The following is a 15,202-nucleotide window of genomic DNA, read 5'->3' on the forward strand; positions in this document are numbered from 1 at the left end:
GAACGTATTCAGGCAGCGCAACCGAGGCTACGCTGCCTGTTCTCCCTACGAACGTTCGAACACCACTTCACCTTCGCGAAGGGTGAGCACGCAATGCGTATCGTTGAGAATTTCCTCCGGCTTCGCGGTGAGCATATTGCGCGAAAAGACTGCAATATCAGCCACCTGTCCCGGGATCAGTTTGCCTTTTACGGTTTCTAGCTTCTGCGAAAACGCGCCATATTCCGTATAGACCTGAAGAGCCTCTTCAATGGTCACACGCTGTCGCGCATCCATCACCGTTCCCTTGCCCGTTTCGCGCGTCAGCATCGAATAGATGTTGGGATAGGGATTTGGATGACAGACCGGCGCATCGCTTCCCGTTGCCGGTTTGAAACCAAGGTCTTTCCACGTCTTGAGCGGATAGCTTGAAAGAGCCCTCTCCTCGCCCAAAACTGAAATATAGGCATCCCCGAAATCATAGATGAAGACTTGCTGCGGACATGGATAAATGCCCGCCTTCTGCATGCGCGCATGCTGTTCCGGCGTTGAAAATCCGCAATGCTCAATGCGATGACGGCGGTTCGGGTCTGGATAGGCAGTCAAAGCTTTCTCATAAGCGGTGATGAGCTGCCCGATGGCAGCATCACCAATCGCGTGGCACGCAAGCTGATATCCCTTCTTGTGCGCATCAAGCACAAGTGCCTCAAGCTCCGCATCGGGCAAAATCTGCACGCCAATATTGTTGTCGTCACCCAGATATGGTTTGCTCATCCAGGCCGTGCGACCGCCCGCAGAACCGTCGAGGAATATCTTGACGGCGCCAACGGTCAGCATGTCATCACCGACACCGGAGACCAGCCCGGCCTCATAGCATTTTTCAACGATTGACGGGCCCGGATCGCCCAGCAGTACCAGCCACGTTCGCACCGGCAAACGCTTTTGCAGCTTGGCAATATTATAGGCGCGAATTTCGTCGAAACCTGCAACCTGCCCGACCGCTGCATCCATGACGCTGGTAATGCCGTAAGAAAGCAGCAGATTGCCTGCTGCTTCGATAGCTTCGATCATTTCCTCTGTCGTCGCGGTCGGGATGGCCTTGCGAACCGCGCCTTGCGCATTTTCGGCAACCATGCCGGTCAGCACGCCGTTCCGCTGCTCGATCAAGCCGCCGTCGGGAACCGGAGAATTTTCATCGATCCCTGCAAGTTCGAAGGCCTTCGAGTTGAAGATCGAAACGTGACCGCAGGCGCGCACGAGCATCACGGGATGGTCTGGCGCAACCGCATCAAGTTCCGATTTATGCGGATGACGACCAATATCCAGCTTGGTCTGGTCGTAGCCGCGCGCCTTGATCCAGGTGCCCGGAGGAACAGAAGCGGCCGTTTCGCGGATTGCATTCAGAAGACTTTCCAGCGTGGGTGCGGCATCAGCCGTTGCATCAATCCATTTGAGCGTCAGCCCGACCGATATCAGATGAAGATGAGAATCGTTTAGTCCCGGTGTGGCGAAACGCCCTTCCAGATCGATCAACTGCGTCTTGTCGCCCTTGAGGCCCCAGACCTGATCTTTAGTGCCGGTGGCAAGCACCTTGCCTTGCCAGATTGCCAGGGCTTCGACTGTGCCCTCTTCGTATCCACACCAGATCGTGCCGTTATAAATTATGGTATCAGCACGCAATTCGGGCATTACAGACATTCAGCGATCCCCTCCCTAAGTCACCGCTTTCATAGAACTATTGAGCAGAGTTCCATTGATGGATCAACCGTTCAAGCCGTGGATTTTGCAAAATTTGTGGGAGCAATTTGAGCAAAATGACGAACCCGTCGACGGTTCGCCGAAACTGCCGAGAATCGCGGCAATCCATCTTCCAAAAATGGAAGCTGGCTAATGGTAGCAACAACTCTGATGGGAAATAATGGTAGCGCAAGCTCATACCGAAGCAACTGTCATTCTATAATGAGCCGCGTAGAAAAGTTGAAGGCGGAGCCCTATGGCCCCGCCCTCCTGTTCAATCAGATAATGCCCAGAGCATCCATGGCTTCTGCCACCCGCACAAAACCGGCGACATTGGCACCGAGGACATAATCGCCCGGCGTGCCATATTCCTCGGCGGTTTCCGCACAAAGATCGTGGATATTGCGCATGATTTCAGCCAGACGCGCTTCCGTCTGCTCGAAGGTCCAGCTATCGCGCGATGCGTTCTGCTGCATTTCAAGCGCCGAAGTCGCCACACCGCCCGCATTGGCAGCCTTGCCGGGCGCGAAGAGAACTTTCGCATCCTGGAAAATCTTCACCGCTTCAGGCGTGGAGGGCATGTTAGCGCCTTCACCGACAGCGATAACGCCATTCTTCACAAGCGTCTTGGCATCCTTGCCGGTCAACTCGTTCTGCGTTGCCGACGGCATGGCCACATCGCAGGGAACATTCCAGATCGAGCCGCCCTCAATGTAATGGACGGACTGGCCCTTCTGGCGTGCATATTCGGAAATACGTTCGCGACGCACTTCCTTGATTTCCTTGACGAGATCAAGATCGATACCGTTCTCGTCAACGATATAACCATTGGAATCGGAGCAGGCGACCACTTTGCCGCCAAACTCGATCACCTTTTCCATTGTGTAGATGGCAACATTGCCCGAACCGGAAACGACAACGCGCTTGCCATCGAAATCCTGTTTGCGGGCCTGAAGCATGCGCTGCACGAAATAGGTCGCACCATAACCGGTTGCTTCCTTGCGCGCCCTGGAACCGCCGTAGAACAGCGCCTTGCCGGTCAATACGCCAGCTTCATAGCGATTGGTCAGTCGCTTGTACTGGCCGAACATATAGCCGATCTCGCGTCCACCAACGCCGATGTCGCCCGCCGGAACGTCCACATATTCGCCGATATGACGATGAAGTTCGGTCATGAAGGACTGGCAGAAGCGCATGATTTCAGCGTCGGAACGGCCACGCGGGTTGAAATCCGAGCCGCCCTTGCCGCCGCCAATCGGCATGCCGGTCAGCGCGTTTTTAAACGTCTGTTCGAAGCCGAGGAACTTGATGATGCCGACATTGACCGAAGGATGGAAACGAATCCCGCCCTTGTAAGGTCCAAGCGCCGAATTGAACTGCACGCGGAAACCGCGATTGATCTGTACGCGACCCTGATCATCAACCCACGGCACGCGGAAAATAATCTGCCGTTCCGGCTCGCAAATGCGTTCGATCAGGGCATTGTCGGCATAATATGGTCGTTTCGCAATGACGCGCCCAACACTTTCCAACACCTCTCGCACGGCCTGGTGGAATTCAATTTCACCCGCGTTGCGATGGAGGACATCTTCGAGAATGGGCTCGAGCTTTTCATGGACGTTGACCAAAATTTCATCTCCAGAGTCGGTATGTAATCTCATAATGATCACTCTCTAGAATAATTTTTGATCAATTTGAATAAGTATTAAGCATTAATTGTGCGCGAAAAAGGGGGGCGACCTTCTTTTCAAATACCAAGCGCCTGAAATGACGCTACAGAAAAAGATATGACATTCAAAAATGCAATGTTATCGAGCATTTGCGTAAAAAATAGCCAACTGAAAGTTATCAACGCAATCATTTCAATTGCGCGACTGGATCATTTCGACCGTAGCTTGTAGGCGCGGTTTATGGCAACCGCGCCTTGAGTCCTTTACGGGCACAACGCCTACTGCTCTGAAAATTCCAGAATTGTGCCGCTGGCGTTCTCGGGCAGAACGGCCACGCCTGCCGCCGTTGACGCAAAGGACACGCCATGTGCGGTCAGTGCAGCACGCGCTTTATCCAGTGATCTCACGCGAATGCGCAAGGCTGCAAAAGCACTGGCAGGTGTTTTGTCCAAATCGACATTCGGATAAAATGACAACGCTTTCTCGCGATCGAGAACCAGTAGATCGGCCGAGTTCGGCCCCGTCAGAACCTTCCATCCGCCATCCTGCTCAACCGCTTTCCCGGCCTTGAAAAGACGGGCAAAACCTTTAGCAGACGTTTCAGGATCGGCAGCAATGATGACGATAGCCGAGAGACCGATAGCACCATTTTCATGTTCGATCAGCTCCGGCAGCCAGACCGTTTCGCGGGTCTTGTGCTGACACATGAAAACCATGCCCTGCGGAACTTCGCTGTCGGCAAAAGAGACTGTTTCAAACGCTGCGACGCCCTCGCCGCCGCCCGGCAGCTGCACCGGGCGCTGGAATGTGCCAACTTCGCCCGTCGCTATATCGAGTGTTGCTAGCTCCGCCTTTGCCTCGCGTGCATTGTCGATCCGGCAGGCGATGGCATGCAGTCCTTCACCTAGCGCCGCAAGTTTCTGGCGCTGGTGCTGATTGCCCGGGGTTTCGGCAACAATGCCTAGAAGCTCGAAGTAATCTTCCGGAAACATGATCGTGTAATTGCCGGTGCCTTTTTCCTTGCTGTGCAGTCCGCGCGGGCTCAGCGTGAATCCGAAGCGACGGTATTGCTCGGCACTTTTCTCCAGATCATTAACCAGCAGAAAAACGTGGTCGACGCCTTTTACCGGGTGAGACATATGGAGTTTCCTTTTTTGATAAAATCAGATGCTAAGAGTTGAGGCTTATTTCTTTGTCGGCGCCAGCACAATCTCATGAATTGTGACCTTCGGATTCATTCTGGCGACATAGAGCGCGGTTTCGGCCATATCCTCCGGCTGAATGACGTCATCCATGCGCGCGAGATCGAAACCCGGACGGCGCGCCAAAAGCGGCGTCGCCACCTCACCGGGACAAAGCACCGTGGAACGAATACCGTTTTGTCCCTCTTGCGCGTTCAGGCTCGCACTCAAATCGTTGAGCGCGTGTTTGGAGGCGCCATAGGGTACGCCGCCAGCGGGCGACGAAAAACGCCCCGCCCAGGAAGATGTATGGATCATCAGGCCGCCACCCTGCGCCCGCATTGGTGCAAGCGCGGCTGCAATCACGTTGATCGCGCCCTTGATATTGATGTCAATGACATCATCCCATGAATCGAAATCGATATCCGACCAGCTGCGGCGCGGAATGTTAAGCCCAGCATTGTTGCAGACAACATCGAGACGCCCGGTCCATTCGACGATCGCTTCAGCGACATCTGTCATCGCCTTGCGGTCGAGCACATCAGCCGGGAATATCCGGGCCTCGCCGCCTGCAGAAGTAATTTCATCCGCGATGATGGCCAGCCCTTCCGCCTTCCGGCCTGTCAGGGCCACCGGCCAACCCTCGCTTGCGAAACGGCGTGCCATTGCAGCGCCGATGCCCGAACCGGCGCCGGTGACCCAGACCGCTCCGGGTTTTGTTTTGCCCGCATTTTCACTCTGTTCGGGAGAAATCTGGCTCATCAACAAACTCCAAGATAGAAAATCGACATTTATTAACGCATGGTTATCGAGAAATTATACTAATTTTATCGCACAAATTAGTTTATCTTGACAAAATCATAGCGGATTCTAGCATAACGGTGCTTGCATAAGGAAAAGGCCATTGAATGCTGCTTTAAAGAGCAGTTTCAGGGGCTTGAACAATATCGGGACGTGCGGGAAAAGAGGCCGGAAAGCCCTCCTCAACGTCCTTCAGGGGAACATAGAATGCATATCAGAAAAGCTGGCCTTGGCCTGTTTCTCGCAGCCTTTTCACTTGCTACGGCGTCGTCCAACGCTGAAGAAGTGAAGCGCGGCGGTACGGTCATTGTCCATATGAATACCGAGCAGGGCGTACTCAACCCTGCGCTGCGCGCCTCGACCGGCGTTTACCAGATCACCGGTCGCATCATGGAGCCGCTGATCGACCGCACTTACGAGGGCTACGTGCCGGTTCTGGCAACGAGCTGGTCTTCATCGGAAGACGGCAAGGCCATCACCTTCAAGCTGCGCGAAAATGTGCGCTGGCACGACGGCCAGCCATTCACCTGCGATGACGTTTCGTTCAGCGCAATGAACCTCTGGAAGAAGCTGCTTAACTATTCGACCACGCTTCAGGCCAATCTCGAAGCTGTCGACTGCACCGATCCGCATACCGCCGTGTTCCGCTATTCCAAGCCGATGCCGCTGGAATTGCTGGTCGCCGCGATGCCTGATCTCGGCCATCCGGTGCCGAAGCATCTTTATGAAGGCACCGACATCCTGAAGAACAAGTACAACTCCGCGCCGGTCGGCACGGGTCCGTTCAAGTTTGTCGAATATGAGCGCGGCCAGCACATCATCGCCGAGCGCAATGATGATTACTGGCGCGGCAAGGAATATCCTTACCTCGACCGCATTATCTGGCGCTTCATGCCGGACAAGGCAGCGGCAGCGGCAGCGCTTGAGGCTGGCGAAATGATGGAAACCGCTTTCAACGGCATTTCCATGTCGGACACCGAGCGCCTCCAGAAGGATGGCCGCTTCGACACAGGCACCAAGGGTTTCGAAAACAACGTTGCCCACTCGACCATCGAGTTCAACCTGCGCAACCCGATCCTTGCCAATCTGAAGGTTCGTCAGGCGATCTATCACGCACTCGACATCGACTTTGCAATCAAGACGATCATGCGCGGCTACGCCAAGCCGGGTCGCGGTCCGATCCCGAGCGCTGGCGGTGCAAATTATACCGATCAGGTCCAGACCTATCCATATGACGTGGAAAAGGCCAAGAAGCTGCTCGACGAGGCTGGGTATCCCGTCAAAGAAAACGGCGTCCGCTTCAAGCTGCGCCATCGTCCGGCACCATGGGGCGAATATACTCAGCTCTGGGCTGAATATTATGCGCAAGCCATGAAGGAAGTCGGCATCGACGTTGAAATCCTGACCAATGACGCACCGGGCTTCCTGAACGGCGTCTATCGCGATCACGATTTCGACACGGCAAGCGGCTGGCACCAGTTCCGTTCCGATCCGGCTGTTTCCACCACCGTCTGGCTGCGCTCCGGCGCTCCGGTCGGCACGGCATGGTCCAACCAGTTCGACTATAAGTCTGACGAAATGGACAGCCTGATCGACAAGGCCGCAAGCGAGCTCGACCCGGCCAAGCGCGCCGATCTCTATCACCAGATCCAGCAGCTTGAGATGAAAGACCTGCCAGTCATCTTCGCCATCGAACATCCGTTCGTCGGCGTGACCAACAAGGTTCTCAAAAACCACCACAACACGCCACGGTGGGATTCTTCAAGCTGGTACGATCTCTGGATCGACCAATAAGCAATGCCAACCGCTGCCGGTCACCCGGCAGCGGTTCACCAGTTTTAGAATGCTGACTATGAATATCTTGCAGGATAATCCGCAATGTCCCTGCCCCCAATCCTGACCTTTGCGCTGCGCCGCATCTTGCAGGCGGTTCCCGTCATCCTTCTCATCATGATCGGGGCGTTTCTGCTCATCAAGCTTGCGCCTGGCGACACGGTTGACGCGCTTGTCGGTGACATGGGCGGTGCAGACCCTCAATTCGTCGCCAATCTGCGCACGGAATACGGTCTGGACCAACCAGTCTGGGTGCAGCTGTGGATTTACATGACCAAGCTGGCTCGGTTCGATTTCGGCTGGTCCTATGTCTATGAACTGCCCGTGTTGGACGTGCTGATGGCGCGGCTCGTGCCGACGCTCCTGCTGATGATTTCTTCGCTTTCCGTAGCGTTCATTTTCGGCATCACGCTTGGTGCCTTTGCTGCGCGCAAGGCTTATTCGCTGACCGACAATGTCATCTCGACGCTCGGTCTTGTCTTCTACGCTATGCCGAGCTTCTTTCTCAGCCTCATCCTGATGTTTATCTTTTCCGTCAAGCTGGGCTGGCTGCCCGTTGGCGGTTACAAGACGCTGGGCGGGTTTTATACCGGCTGGAAGAATGTCTGGGATATTGCAGTGCACCTCGTCATGCCGACGACGGCGCTTTCGCTGATCTATCTTGCCTTCTACATGCGCCTGATGCGCACCAGCGTGCTGGAAGTCGCCGACCTCGATTATGTCCGCACCGCCCGCGCCAAGGGCGCCAGCGGCGCAAGGCTGATGTTCCATCATATCATGCGCAACGCTTTCCTGCCGGTCGTAACGCTGCTCGGCCTTCAGTTTTCCACCGTGCTTGGCGGCTCGGTTGTGATCGAAACGATCTTCTCGCTGCCCGGCCTTGGCCAGCTTGCCTATACCTCGGTGATCAAGCGCGACCTCAACACGCTGATGGGTATAATCTTCCTGTGCTCGGTGTTGGTGGTGATCGTCAATTTCATTACCGATCTCATCTATGCGCGGCTTGATTCCAGGATCGAACTGTCATGACATCCCAGGACCTTTCCCTCACCCGCCCACAGGTCTCCCGCACGAAAGTTCTGTGGCAGCGCTTCAGCCGCAACCGCGCTGCCGTGCTGGGCCTTGTCCTTTTCATCGCCGTGGTTCTGATCGCGCTGTTGGCCGATGTCATTGCGCCCGGCGACCCGCTGCGCCGCGCTGGCGATCCGCTTGTCTGGCCATTCCTCAATGCGGCAACGCCGCTTGGCACCGATCAACTCGGGCGTGACATTATGGCTGGCATTTTCCACGGTGCGCGGATATCGCTTCTGATTGGCGTTGTCGCGACCTTGATCTCGATTGTCATCGGCATCGTTATCGGTGCGCTTGCCGGTTATTATGGCGGCTGGGTGGATGATGTGCTGATGCGCATCACCGAAGCCTTTCAAACCGTGCCGAGCTTCGTGCTGCTTCTGGCGCTGGTGGCGATCTTCGGCTCGTCCATCGAAAACATCATCATCTGCATCGGCATTGTCTCATGGACCGCGCCTGCACGCATGGTGCGCGCCGAATTTCTGGCGTTGCGCCAGCGCGAATTCATCGACGCGGCGCGCAATCTGGGCGTCGGCAATATATCGATCATCTTCCGCGAAATACTGCCAAACGCTTTGCCGCCGGTGATCGTGTTCGCATCTGTCGTTATGGCCACGTCCATCCTGATGGAAAGCGCGCTCGCCTTCCTCGGTCTCGGTGATCCTAATTATGCCAGCTGGGGCAACATGATCGGCCAGGGCCGCGCCGTGCTCCGCACCGACTGGTTCTGCTCGGTCATTCCCGGCATTGCCATTCTGCTCACCGTTCTTTCCTTCAGTCTGCTTGGCGAAGGCCTGAACGACGCGCTTAATCCGAGGCAGAAGAAATAATGACCGCCGCACCCGTTCTCGAAATCAGCAACCTGCAAATCGCGCTGCCGAAGGGCGCCGACCGTTCTTTTGCCTTGCAGGACCTGACACTGACCATCAATCCCGGTGAAATCGTCTGCCTTGTTGGCGAAAGCGGTTCCGGCAAATCGCTTTCGGCAGGCGCGATCATGCGCCTTTTGCCGGAACCACATGTGCGCGTGACGCATGGTACGATCAGACTTGAAGGCACTGACCTTTATTCGCTCAGTGAAGCGGACATGAAAAAGCTGCGCGGCGACCGCATCGGCATGATCTTTCAGGAGCCGATGACAGCGCTCAACCCGCAGAAGACAGTTGGCTGGCAGATCGATGAAGTGCTGCGCCTCCATACCAAACTTGGCCGCAAGCAACGCCGTGCCGCTGTGCTAGACATGCTTGCAGAGGTGAAAATTCCCGATCCGGAATCCGCCTCTAACGCCTATCCGCACCAGATATCCGGCGGGCAGCGCCAGCGCGTGATGATCGCCATGGCGCTGATCCTGAAGCCGCGGCTCATCATTGCCGATGAGCCGACTACAGCACTCGACGTGACCACGCAGGCGCAAATTCTGAAGCTGATCCGTGATCTGCAACGCGAGCATGACACGGGCATTCTCTTCATCACGCATGATTTTGGTGTGGTGGCGGAAATCGCCGACCGCGTCGCCGTGTTGCGACTTGGTGAGCTGGTTGAGCAAGGCCCTGCAAATGAGGTGTTGAACCATCCCCAGCATGCTTACACGAAAGCGCTGATCGCATCGGTTCCCGCACTCACCCCGCCCGAACCGAAGCCGTCAGTTGAAGCCCAACCGATTATTCTCAAGGCAAGCGCTTTACGCAAAACCTTCAAGGCGCGTGGCGGATTGCTAACCGGCAAACGCAGTGCCGTGCCCGCCGTAAAGGACCTTTCGTTCGAATTGCGCCAAGGCGAAACGCTGGGCGTCGTCGGTGAAAGCGGTTCGGGCAAGACGACCGTTTCGCGCATCGTCACGCGCCTGCTGGAAGCAGACAGCGGCACGGTCGATGTGAACGGCAAGGATTTTCTGAGCGCAAGCCCGCGTGAAGTGCGCGCCATGCGGAAGGATATCCAGATGGTCTTTCAGGACCCGATGGCCTCGCTCAATCCGCGACGCCGTGTCGTGGACCTGATCGCACAAGGCCCCATTGTCCATGGTGTACCGAAGGCTGAGGCGCACGCAAAGGCCCGCGAACTTCTGGAACTGGTCGAGCTTTCGCCTGCCGCCGCCGACCGTTTTCCGCACGAGTTTTCGGGCGGGCAGCGCCAGCGCATCGGCATTGCCCGTGCACTCGCTTTGGAGCCGCGCATCATTGTCGCCGACGAGCCCGTCTCCGCGCTCGACGTCTCGGTGCAGGCGCAGGTTCTGCGCCTTCTGGCCGACCTGCGTGAAAGGCTGAACCTGTCGCTGCTTTTCGTGACGCATGATTTGCGCGTCGCAGCCCAGCTTTGCGACCGCATCATCGTGATGTCCAAGGGCGAGATCGCCGAAACCGGCCCGACGGCTGAAGTCTTCGCCAATCCGCGCCACGAATATACCCAGCGCCTGCTTGCCTCGATCCCCGGCAAGAACTGGACGCCACCTCGTTTTGAGAATGCGTGACGCCATGCAAAAAGTAGAATTTCCGCCCTCTATCTGGGCCGCCACGGCGCCTCCCCGCACAGCTGCAAAGCCGTTGACCAGTGACGCGGAAGCCGATGTTGTTATCGTCGGCGGTGGTTTCACGGGTCTGTCGGCAGCACTTCATCTGGCAAAGCGTGGTAAGCGCGTCATCCTGCTGGAAGGCAATGCGGTCGGCTGGGGTGCTTCCGGTCGCAACAATGGCCAAGTCATCCCGACCATGACGTCCGCCGAGCCGGATGCGATTGCCAAGCGCTATGGCGCTGCGGGCGAACGCTTTGCCCGCCTGATCGGCAATAGCGCTGATATTCTGTTTTCCATCGTGCGCGATGAAAATATCGAGGCTGAAGCCGAACAAAAAGGCTGGTTCCAGCCCGCCCATTCGCCGGGTCGGGTAAAGCTTTCGCAAATGCGTGTCGAGGCGTGGAAGCGGTTCGGCTTTCCGGCGGAATTTCTTGACCGATCCGCGACATCGCAACTGATCGGCAGCGATTTCTGGTACGGCGGCATGTTCAACCCGACCGGTGGCCATATCAATCCGCTGGCCTTCGCGCGCGGTCTTGCCGCTGCTGCGGAGCGCCATGGCGCAATCATTCACGAGCAAAGCCCGGTTACATCCTATCGGCAAGTCGGCGATCATTGGGCAGTGCATACCGACAACGCCACAGTGCGCGCCAAAGGCTTTTTGCTCGCCACCAATGCCTATACCGGCGAGCTTCGCGAAAGGCTTGCCCCGCGTCTGGCCCGGACAATCGTGCCCGTACTCTCATGGCAGATGGCAACCGCACCCGTCAGCGATAATCTGCGCGCGTTAATTCTGCCCGGACGGCAGGCGGTTTCCGATACGCGTGGTGACCTGCGCTTCTTCCGCTACGATGCGCGCAACCGGCTGATCACCGGCGGCATTGTGATGGGTGACTACGATGTCGCCGAGCGCGTAAAGCGCAAGACTGCGCGCGGCATGGCGGAAGCTTTTCCCGCCCTCGGGGAACCGGAAATCACCCATGTGTGGAGCGGCTTTATCGGCATGACGTGGGATCGTTTCCCACGCGTTCATCAGCTTGGCACCAATGGCTGGGCTTGGATCGGCTGCAACGGACGTGGCGTCGCGCTTGGCACATCACTTGGTCGCGAATTCGCGCGTGCGCTCGATGGAGAATCGGTGCAGGAGCTTGCGCTGCCCGTTTCAGAGGCCGCGCCATTGCCTTTTCACAAAGTCGCGCGGAAAATCGCGCCTTTCTATCTCGCCTGGCTTCGGCGCAAGGATCTCACCGAACCCAATCTCTAAATCAGCTTATTCATGTGAAAGGTCAGGTCCATGAATCAAATGCCAATTCTCGAACGCCGCCGCATTGAGGCGATGGTCATTAAGAACATCTATGATGTGCTGCGCGAACGTTCCGGTGACGAAGAAGCCCAAGCTGTAGTTGGCGAAGCTGTCAGCCGTTCGGCAATTGAACAGGGCAAAAGCTTTGCAGAAGAACTGGGCCGCACGCCAACGATCCAGGATTTTGCCGACATCCAGCCGCTGTGGACGAAGGAAAACGCGCTGGAAATCGACGTGATTTCGCAGGGCGAAAACCATTTCGATTTCAATGTCACGCGCTGCCGTTATTCGGAAATGTACCGCGAGATGGGCCTTGGCCATATCGGGCATCTGCTTTCCTGCAATCGCGATGGCGATTTTTGCATCGGCTATAATCCCGCAATGAAGCTGGAACGCACGCAGACCATCATGAAGGGCGCGAGCCACTGCGATTTTCGCTATCGTCTCGACGCCACCGAAGAAAATACGAAGGAAGCCTGATATGCCGGTTGAAAACTGGACGTCGAACCAGCTCGATGAACTCGTCGCATTTCGTCGTGACCTGCACGAAAACCCGGAGCTGCTTTACGATGTAAACCGGACGGCAGACAAGGTTGCCGATGAACTGCGTGCGGCTGGCGTCGATGAAGTCGCAACCGGCATCGGGCGCACTGGCGTTGTCGGCGTCATACGCGGTCAGAGCAACAAGTCTGGCCGTGCCATTGCCTTGCGCGCGGACATGGATGCGCTGCCGATCCTGGAAGAAACCGGCGCGGAATGGTCTTCGAAAGTGCCAGGCAAAATGCACGCCTGCGGTCATGACGGCCACACGACGATGCTTCTCGGTGCGGCCCGCGAACTGGCACAAAGTCGCGCTTTCGACGGCACGGTTATCGTGATCTTCCAGCCTGCCGAAGAAGGCGGCGCTGGCGCCAAGGCGATGATCGATGACGGCCTATTCAAGCGCTGGCCGGTCAACGAAGTTTATGGCATGCACAACCGTCCAAACCTTGCGGTCGGGCATTTCACCATCAATTCCGGCCCGATCATGGGATCAGTCGACGTTCTAGACATCACCATTGAAGGTGTTGGCGGACATGCGGCCTCACCGCATCAGACCATCGACCCAATCCCGGTGACAGCCGCTCTCATTCAGGCAATCCAGACCCTGACAGCGCGCACCATCGATCCGCTGGATTCTGCCGTGATTTCGATCACGACTATTCAGGGAGGCGATGCATTCAACGTCATTCCGCAGAAAATCCGGTTGACCGGCACGGTTCGCACGCTTCGCGAGGACGTGCGTAATCACATCGAGGAAAAACTGACCCGTGCAGTGCAGGGCATTGCCGATGCTTTCGGAGCAACGGCAACGCTCGACTATCAGCGCAACTATCCCGTGACCGTCAATCACGAGCACGAAACCGAACTTGCAGCCATTGCTGCCGAAGCCGTCTCTGGCGCTGATCGTGTCACGCGCGACATGCCGGCCACACTTGGCGGCGAAGACTTCGCGTTCATGCTAAACGAAGTTCCGGGCGCGATGATCAATATCGGCAACGGCCCAAGCGCCAATCTCCATCACCCCAAATATGACTTCAACGATGATGTTATTGCCTGGGGTTGCTCTTATTGGACAACTTTGGTGCGTCACCGTTTGCCAGTTTGACGTCATAGAATGTGGTGAGGCAGAATAGTGCCTCACCGCACAGTTTTAAGCGGCACTTTTCTCCGGAAGCTGTGATGAAATTGGAAACAACCAGTCATAAGCGATATTGAAAACAAAGGCATAAGCCAGATAGAAAAGCACGATCACCACGTCCATCATCAGCGCGGCGATGATCGAAATGCCCAGATACCAGGCAATAAACGGTATCAGCAGCACAATCAGACCCGCTTCGAACAAGATGGCATGTGCAACGCGGATGGGCATAGTTTTATGCACCGTTCCCCTCAGTCGCAGCAAAGCCCGATCAAATCCAAGATTGAAAAGAAAATTCCAGATAGTCGCGGTGGTGGCGGATATGACGCCGATGACACCCATCGCATCCACCGGCTTATCAAAAATAATCGCCGAGCATGGAATGAAGATTGCCAGTCCAATAATTTCAAACATCGCCGCATGGCGAACACGATCTGCAAAACTACGCACTTATTTATTCCTTGATATTGGTGCGCCCTTTCTATCTATTATTATGGATTTTAAAAGTTAGATACTATCTGGATTTGCGATAGATGAATGTCGAGCTGGACCAACTGGAAGCGTTTGTTGCCGCTGCTGAACACGGATCGTTTTCGGCTGCGGCCCGCCATCTGCGCAAAGCGCAGTCAGCCGTCAGTGTGTTGATCTCCTCTCTGGAAGACGATCTTAACGTCAAACTTTTCAGCCGAGCGACGCGCAGTCCGGCACTGACCGAAGCAGGCGCGAGGCTGTTGCCCGAAGCGCGTCTGATGCTGGATCGGCGTGAACATCTCATTTCAGTCGCACGAAACTTCGATGAGCATGTCGAGTCCCGCCTTGTGGTTGCTCTGGATGAACTCTATCCCGAACCGGCGGTCGCCGCCCTTTTCGCCGCGTTTGCGAAGCACTATCCCCATGTCGAACTCGAATTGCAGTTTCCGCATTCATCCGTGATCGCCGGGCTGCTTAAAAACGGCAAGGTTGATCTTGGCGTCATGTGGCGGCTGGATCAGATACAGCCCGAACTCGGGTTCCAGACCATTGGCTGGGTGCCGCTTGTGCTTGTCTGCGGTCGAAACCATCCCCTTGCGAGCAGCCCCGTGAATTGGGAAGACCTGCGGACGCACCGGCAGATCATGGTTCGCAAACGCAGTGACGAGGACGAAAAACACAGGCTTCGCGTGGCCGCCGAGGTCTGGTGGGTGGAAAGCCACTGGGTCATTCTGCAAATTCTGAAACAGGGCATCGGTTGGGCTTATATCCCGGAACATATATTGAGGGATTCACCATTGGCGGATGAACTTGTTATCCCAAAACTGCAATTCGACGGTGGCGCCCATCCCGTGGCGCTTGAACTGGTCTGGAACAAGCTCCGCCCGCACGGACCCGCTGCCAAATGGCTGAGACAGCAATTTGCCTCAAACAAGTTTTGATACGCTCAAACGCGCCGCACAAAAG

The 15,202-nt window shown here is 56.3% G+C and carries 14 protein-coding genes; 9 read left to right on the top strand and 5 right to left on the bottom strand.

Translation table 11 applies throughout. From position 1 onward, the window contains the following. Positions 1-45: 45 nt before the first annotated feature. The gene (locus ABWW11_RS12620; RefSeq protein WP_353410594.1) at positions 46-1,668 is read right to left on the bottom strand and encodes an amidohydrolase; all 1,623 of its coding nucleotides are present in this window, start codon (positions 1,666-1,668) and stop codon (positions 46-48) included. A 67-nt stretch (positions 1,669-1,735) separates the two neighbouring features. Between ABWW11_RS12620 and ABWW11_RS12625 the strand changes: the two genes are divergently transcribed. Further along, positions 1,736-1,870 carry a hypothetical protein gene (locus ABWW11_RS12625; protein WP_280176216.1) on the top strand — a complete coding sequence of 45 codons (135 nt, stop codon included), beginning with the start codon at positions 1,736-1,738 and terminating at the stop codon, positions 1,868-1,870. A 124-nt stretch (positions 1,871-1,994) separates the two neighbouring features. On the opposite strand, the gene gdhA is transcribed toward ABWW11_RS12625, so the two are convergent. The 3 genes from gdhA to ABWW11_RS12640 all read right to left on the bottom strand — a co-directional run bounded on the left by gdhA (position 1,995) and on the right by ABWW11_RS12640 (position 5,329). Further along, positions 1,995-3,344, bottom strand: coding sequence for an NADP-specific glutamate dehydrogenase (gene gdhA / locus ABWW11_RS12630; protein ID WP_413464704.1), 1,350 nt, complete (start codon positions 3,342-3,344; stop codon positions 1,995-1,997). 320 nt (positions 3,345-3,664) lie between these two features. After that, positions 3,665-4,525, bottom strand: a complete 861-nt coding sequence (locus tag ABWW11_RS12635) for a VOC family protein (protein WP_109365942.1) — start codon at positions 4,523-4,525, stop codon at positions 3,665-3,667. 45 nt (positions 4,526-4,570) lie between these two features. After that, entirely contained in the window at positions 4,571-5,329 is a 759-nt protein-coding gene (locus ABWW11_RS12640) for an SDR family oxidoreductase (protein WP_109365941.1), read from the bottom strand. Positions 5,330-5,575: 246 nt separating this feature from the next. Here ABWW11_RS12640 and ABWW11_RS12645 point away from each other — a divergent pair, with 246 nt between their 5' ends. The 7 genes from ABWW11_RS12645 to ABWW11_RS12675 all read left to right on the top strand — a co-directional run bounded on the left by ABWW11_RS12645 (position 5,576) and on the right by ABWW11_RS12675 (position 13,732). After that, a complete protein-coding gene (locus ABWW11_RS12645; protein ID WP_109365940.1) occupies positions 5,576-7,162 on the top strand; it encodes an ABC transporter substrate-binding protein in 1,587 nt (528 codons plus the stop codon). Positions 7,163-7,246: 84 nt separating this feature from the next. Next, complete coding sequence (locus tag ABWW11_RS12650) at positions 7,247-8,230, top strand: ABC transporter permease (RefSeq protein ID WP_109365939.1); 984 nt, start codon at positions 7,247-7,249, stop codon at positions 8,228-8,230. Continuing rightward, positions 8,227-9,102 (top strand): ABC transporter permease, encoded by an 876-nt coding sequence (locus ABWW11_RS12655; RefSeq protein WP_109365938.1) that lies wholly within the window; start codon positions 8,227-8,229, stop codon positions 9,100-9,102. The genes ABWW11_RS12650 and ABWW11_RS12655 overlap by 4 nt, the downstream gene beginning before the upstream one ends. Continuing rightward, positions 9,102-10,739, top strand: coding sequence for an ABC transporter ATP-binding protein (locus ABWW11_RS12660; protein WP_109365937.1), 1,638 nt, complete (start codon positions 9,102-9,104; stop codon positions 10,737-10,739). Before ABWW11_RS12655 ends, ABWW11_RS12660 begins: the two co-directional genes overlap by 1 nt. Before the next feature lie 4 nt (positions 10,740-10,743). Next, positions 10,744-12,045, top strand: coding sequence for an NAD(P)/FAD-dependent oxidoreductase (locus tag ABWW11_RS12665; protein WP_109366415.1), 1,302 nt, complete (start codon positions 10,744-10,746; stop codon positions 12,043-12,045). 30 nt (positions 12,046-12,075) lie between these two features. After that, positions 12,076-12,564: an L-2-amino-thiazoline-4-carboxylic acid hydrolase gene (locus tag ABWW11_RS12670; protein ID WP_109365936.1), complete on the top strand. Its 489-nt coding sequence runs from the start codon at positions 12,076-12,078 to the stop codon at positions 12,562-12,564. 1 nt (position 12,565) lies between these two features. Beyond that, positions 12,566-13,732: a M20 aminoacylase family protein gene (locus ABWW11_RS12675; RefSeq protein WP_109365935.1), complete on the top strand. Its 1,167-nt coding sequence runs from the start codon at positions 12,566-12,568 to the stop codon at positions 13,730-13,732. A 45-nt stretch (positions 13,733-13,777) separates the two neighbouring features. Here the strand turns inward: ABWW11_RS12675 and ABWW11_RS12680 are convergent, their stop codons facing one another. Next, positions 13,778-14,215 (bottom strand): PACE efflux transporter, encoded by a 438-nt coding sequence (locus ABWW11_RS12680; protein WP_109365934.1) that lies wholly within the window; start codon positions 14,213-14,215, stop codon positions 13,778-13,780. 83 nt (positions 14,216-14,298) lie between these two features. On the opposite strand from ABWW11_RS12680, the gene ABWW11_RS12685 reads away from it, so the two are divergent. After that, positions 14,299-15,177 (top strand): LysR family transcriptional regulator, encoded by an 879-nt coding sequence (locus tag ABWW11_RS12685; protein ID WP_109365933.1) that lies wholly within the window; start codon positions 14,299-14,301, stop codon positions 15,175-15,177. Positions 15,178-15,202 lie beyond the last annotated feature (25 nt).

It is taken from the genome of Brucella sp. NBRC 113783, from assembly GCF_040372265.1.
GTDB lineage: Bacteria > Pseudomonadota > Alphaproteobacteria > Rhizobiales > Rhizobiaceae > Brucella > Brucella teleogrylli.

What these genes read in the sequence shown, in the direction of transcription:
- ABWW11_RS12620 (WP_353410594.1), bottom strand. Translation starts at nt 1,668, where the DNA reads ATGCCCGAATTGCGTGCTGATACCATAATTTATAACGGCACGATCTGG.
- ABWW11_RS12625 (WP_280176216.1), top strand. Translation starts at nt 1,736, where the DNA reads ATGGATCAACCGTTCAAGCCGTGGATTTTGCAAAATTTGTGGGAGCAA.
- ABWW11_RS12635 (WP_109365942.1), bottom strand. Translation starts at nt 4,525, where the DNA reads ATGTCTCACCCGGTAAAAGGCGTCGACCACGTTTTTCTGCTGGTTAAT.
- ABWW11_RS12640 (WP_109365941.1), bottom strand. Translation starts at nt 5,329, where the DNA reads ATGAGCCAGATTTCTCCCGAACAGAGTGAAAATGCGGGCAAAACAAAA.
- ABWW11_RS12645 (WP_109365940.1), top strand. Translation starts at nt 5,576, where the DNA reads ATGCATATCAGAAAAGCTGGCCTTGGCCTGTTTCTCGCAGCCTTTTCA.
- ABWW11_RS12650 (WP_109365939.1), top strand. Translation starts at nt 7,247, where the DNA reads ATGTCCCTGCCCCCAATCCTGACCTTTGCGCTGCGCCGCATCTTGCAG.
- ABWW11_RS12655 (WP_109365938.1), top strand. Translation starts at nt 8,227, where the DNA reads ATGACATCCCAGGACCTTTCCCTCACCCGCCCACAGGTCTCCCGCACG.
- ABWW11_RS12660 (WP_109365937.1), top strand. Translation starts at nt 9,102, where the DNA reads ATGACCGCCGCACCCGTTCTCGAAATCAGCAACCTGCAAATCGCGCTG.
- ABWW11_RS12665 (WP_109366415.1), top strand. Translation starts at nt 10,744, where the DNA reads ATGCAAAAAGTAGAATTTCCGCCCTCTATCTGGGCCGCCACGGCGCCT.
- ABWW11_RS12670 (WP_109365936.1), top strand. Translation starts at nt 12,076, where the DNA reads ATGAATCAAATGCCAATTCTCGAACGCCGCCGCATTGAGGCGATGGTC.
- ABWW11_RS12675 (WP_109365935.1), top strand. Translation starts at nt 12,566, where the DNA reads ATGCCGGTTGAAAACTGGACGTCGAACCAGCTCGATGAACTCGTCGCA.
- ABWW11_RS12685 (WP_109365933.1), top strand. Translation starts at nt 14,299, where the DNA reads ATGAATGTCGAGCTGGACCAACTGGAAGCGTTTGTTGCCGCTGCTGAA.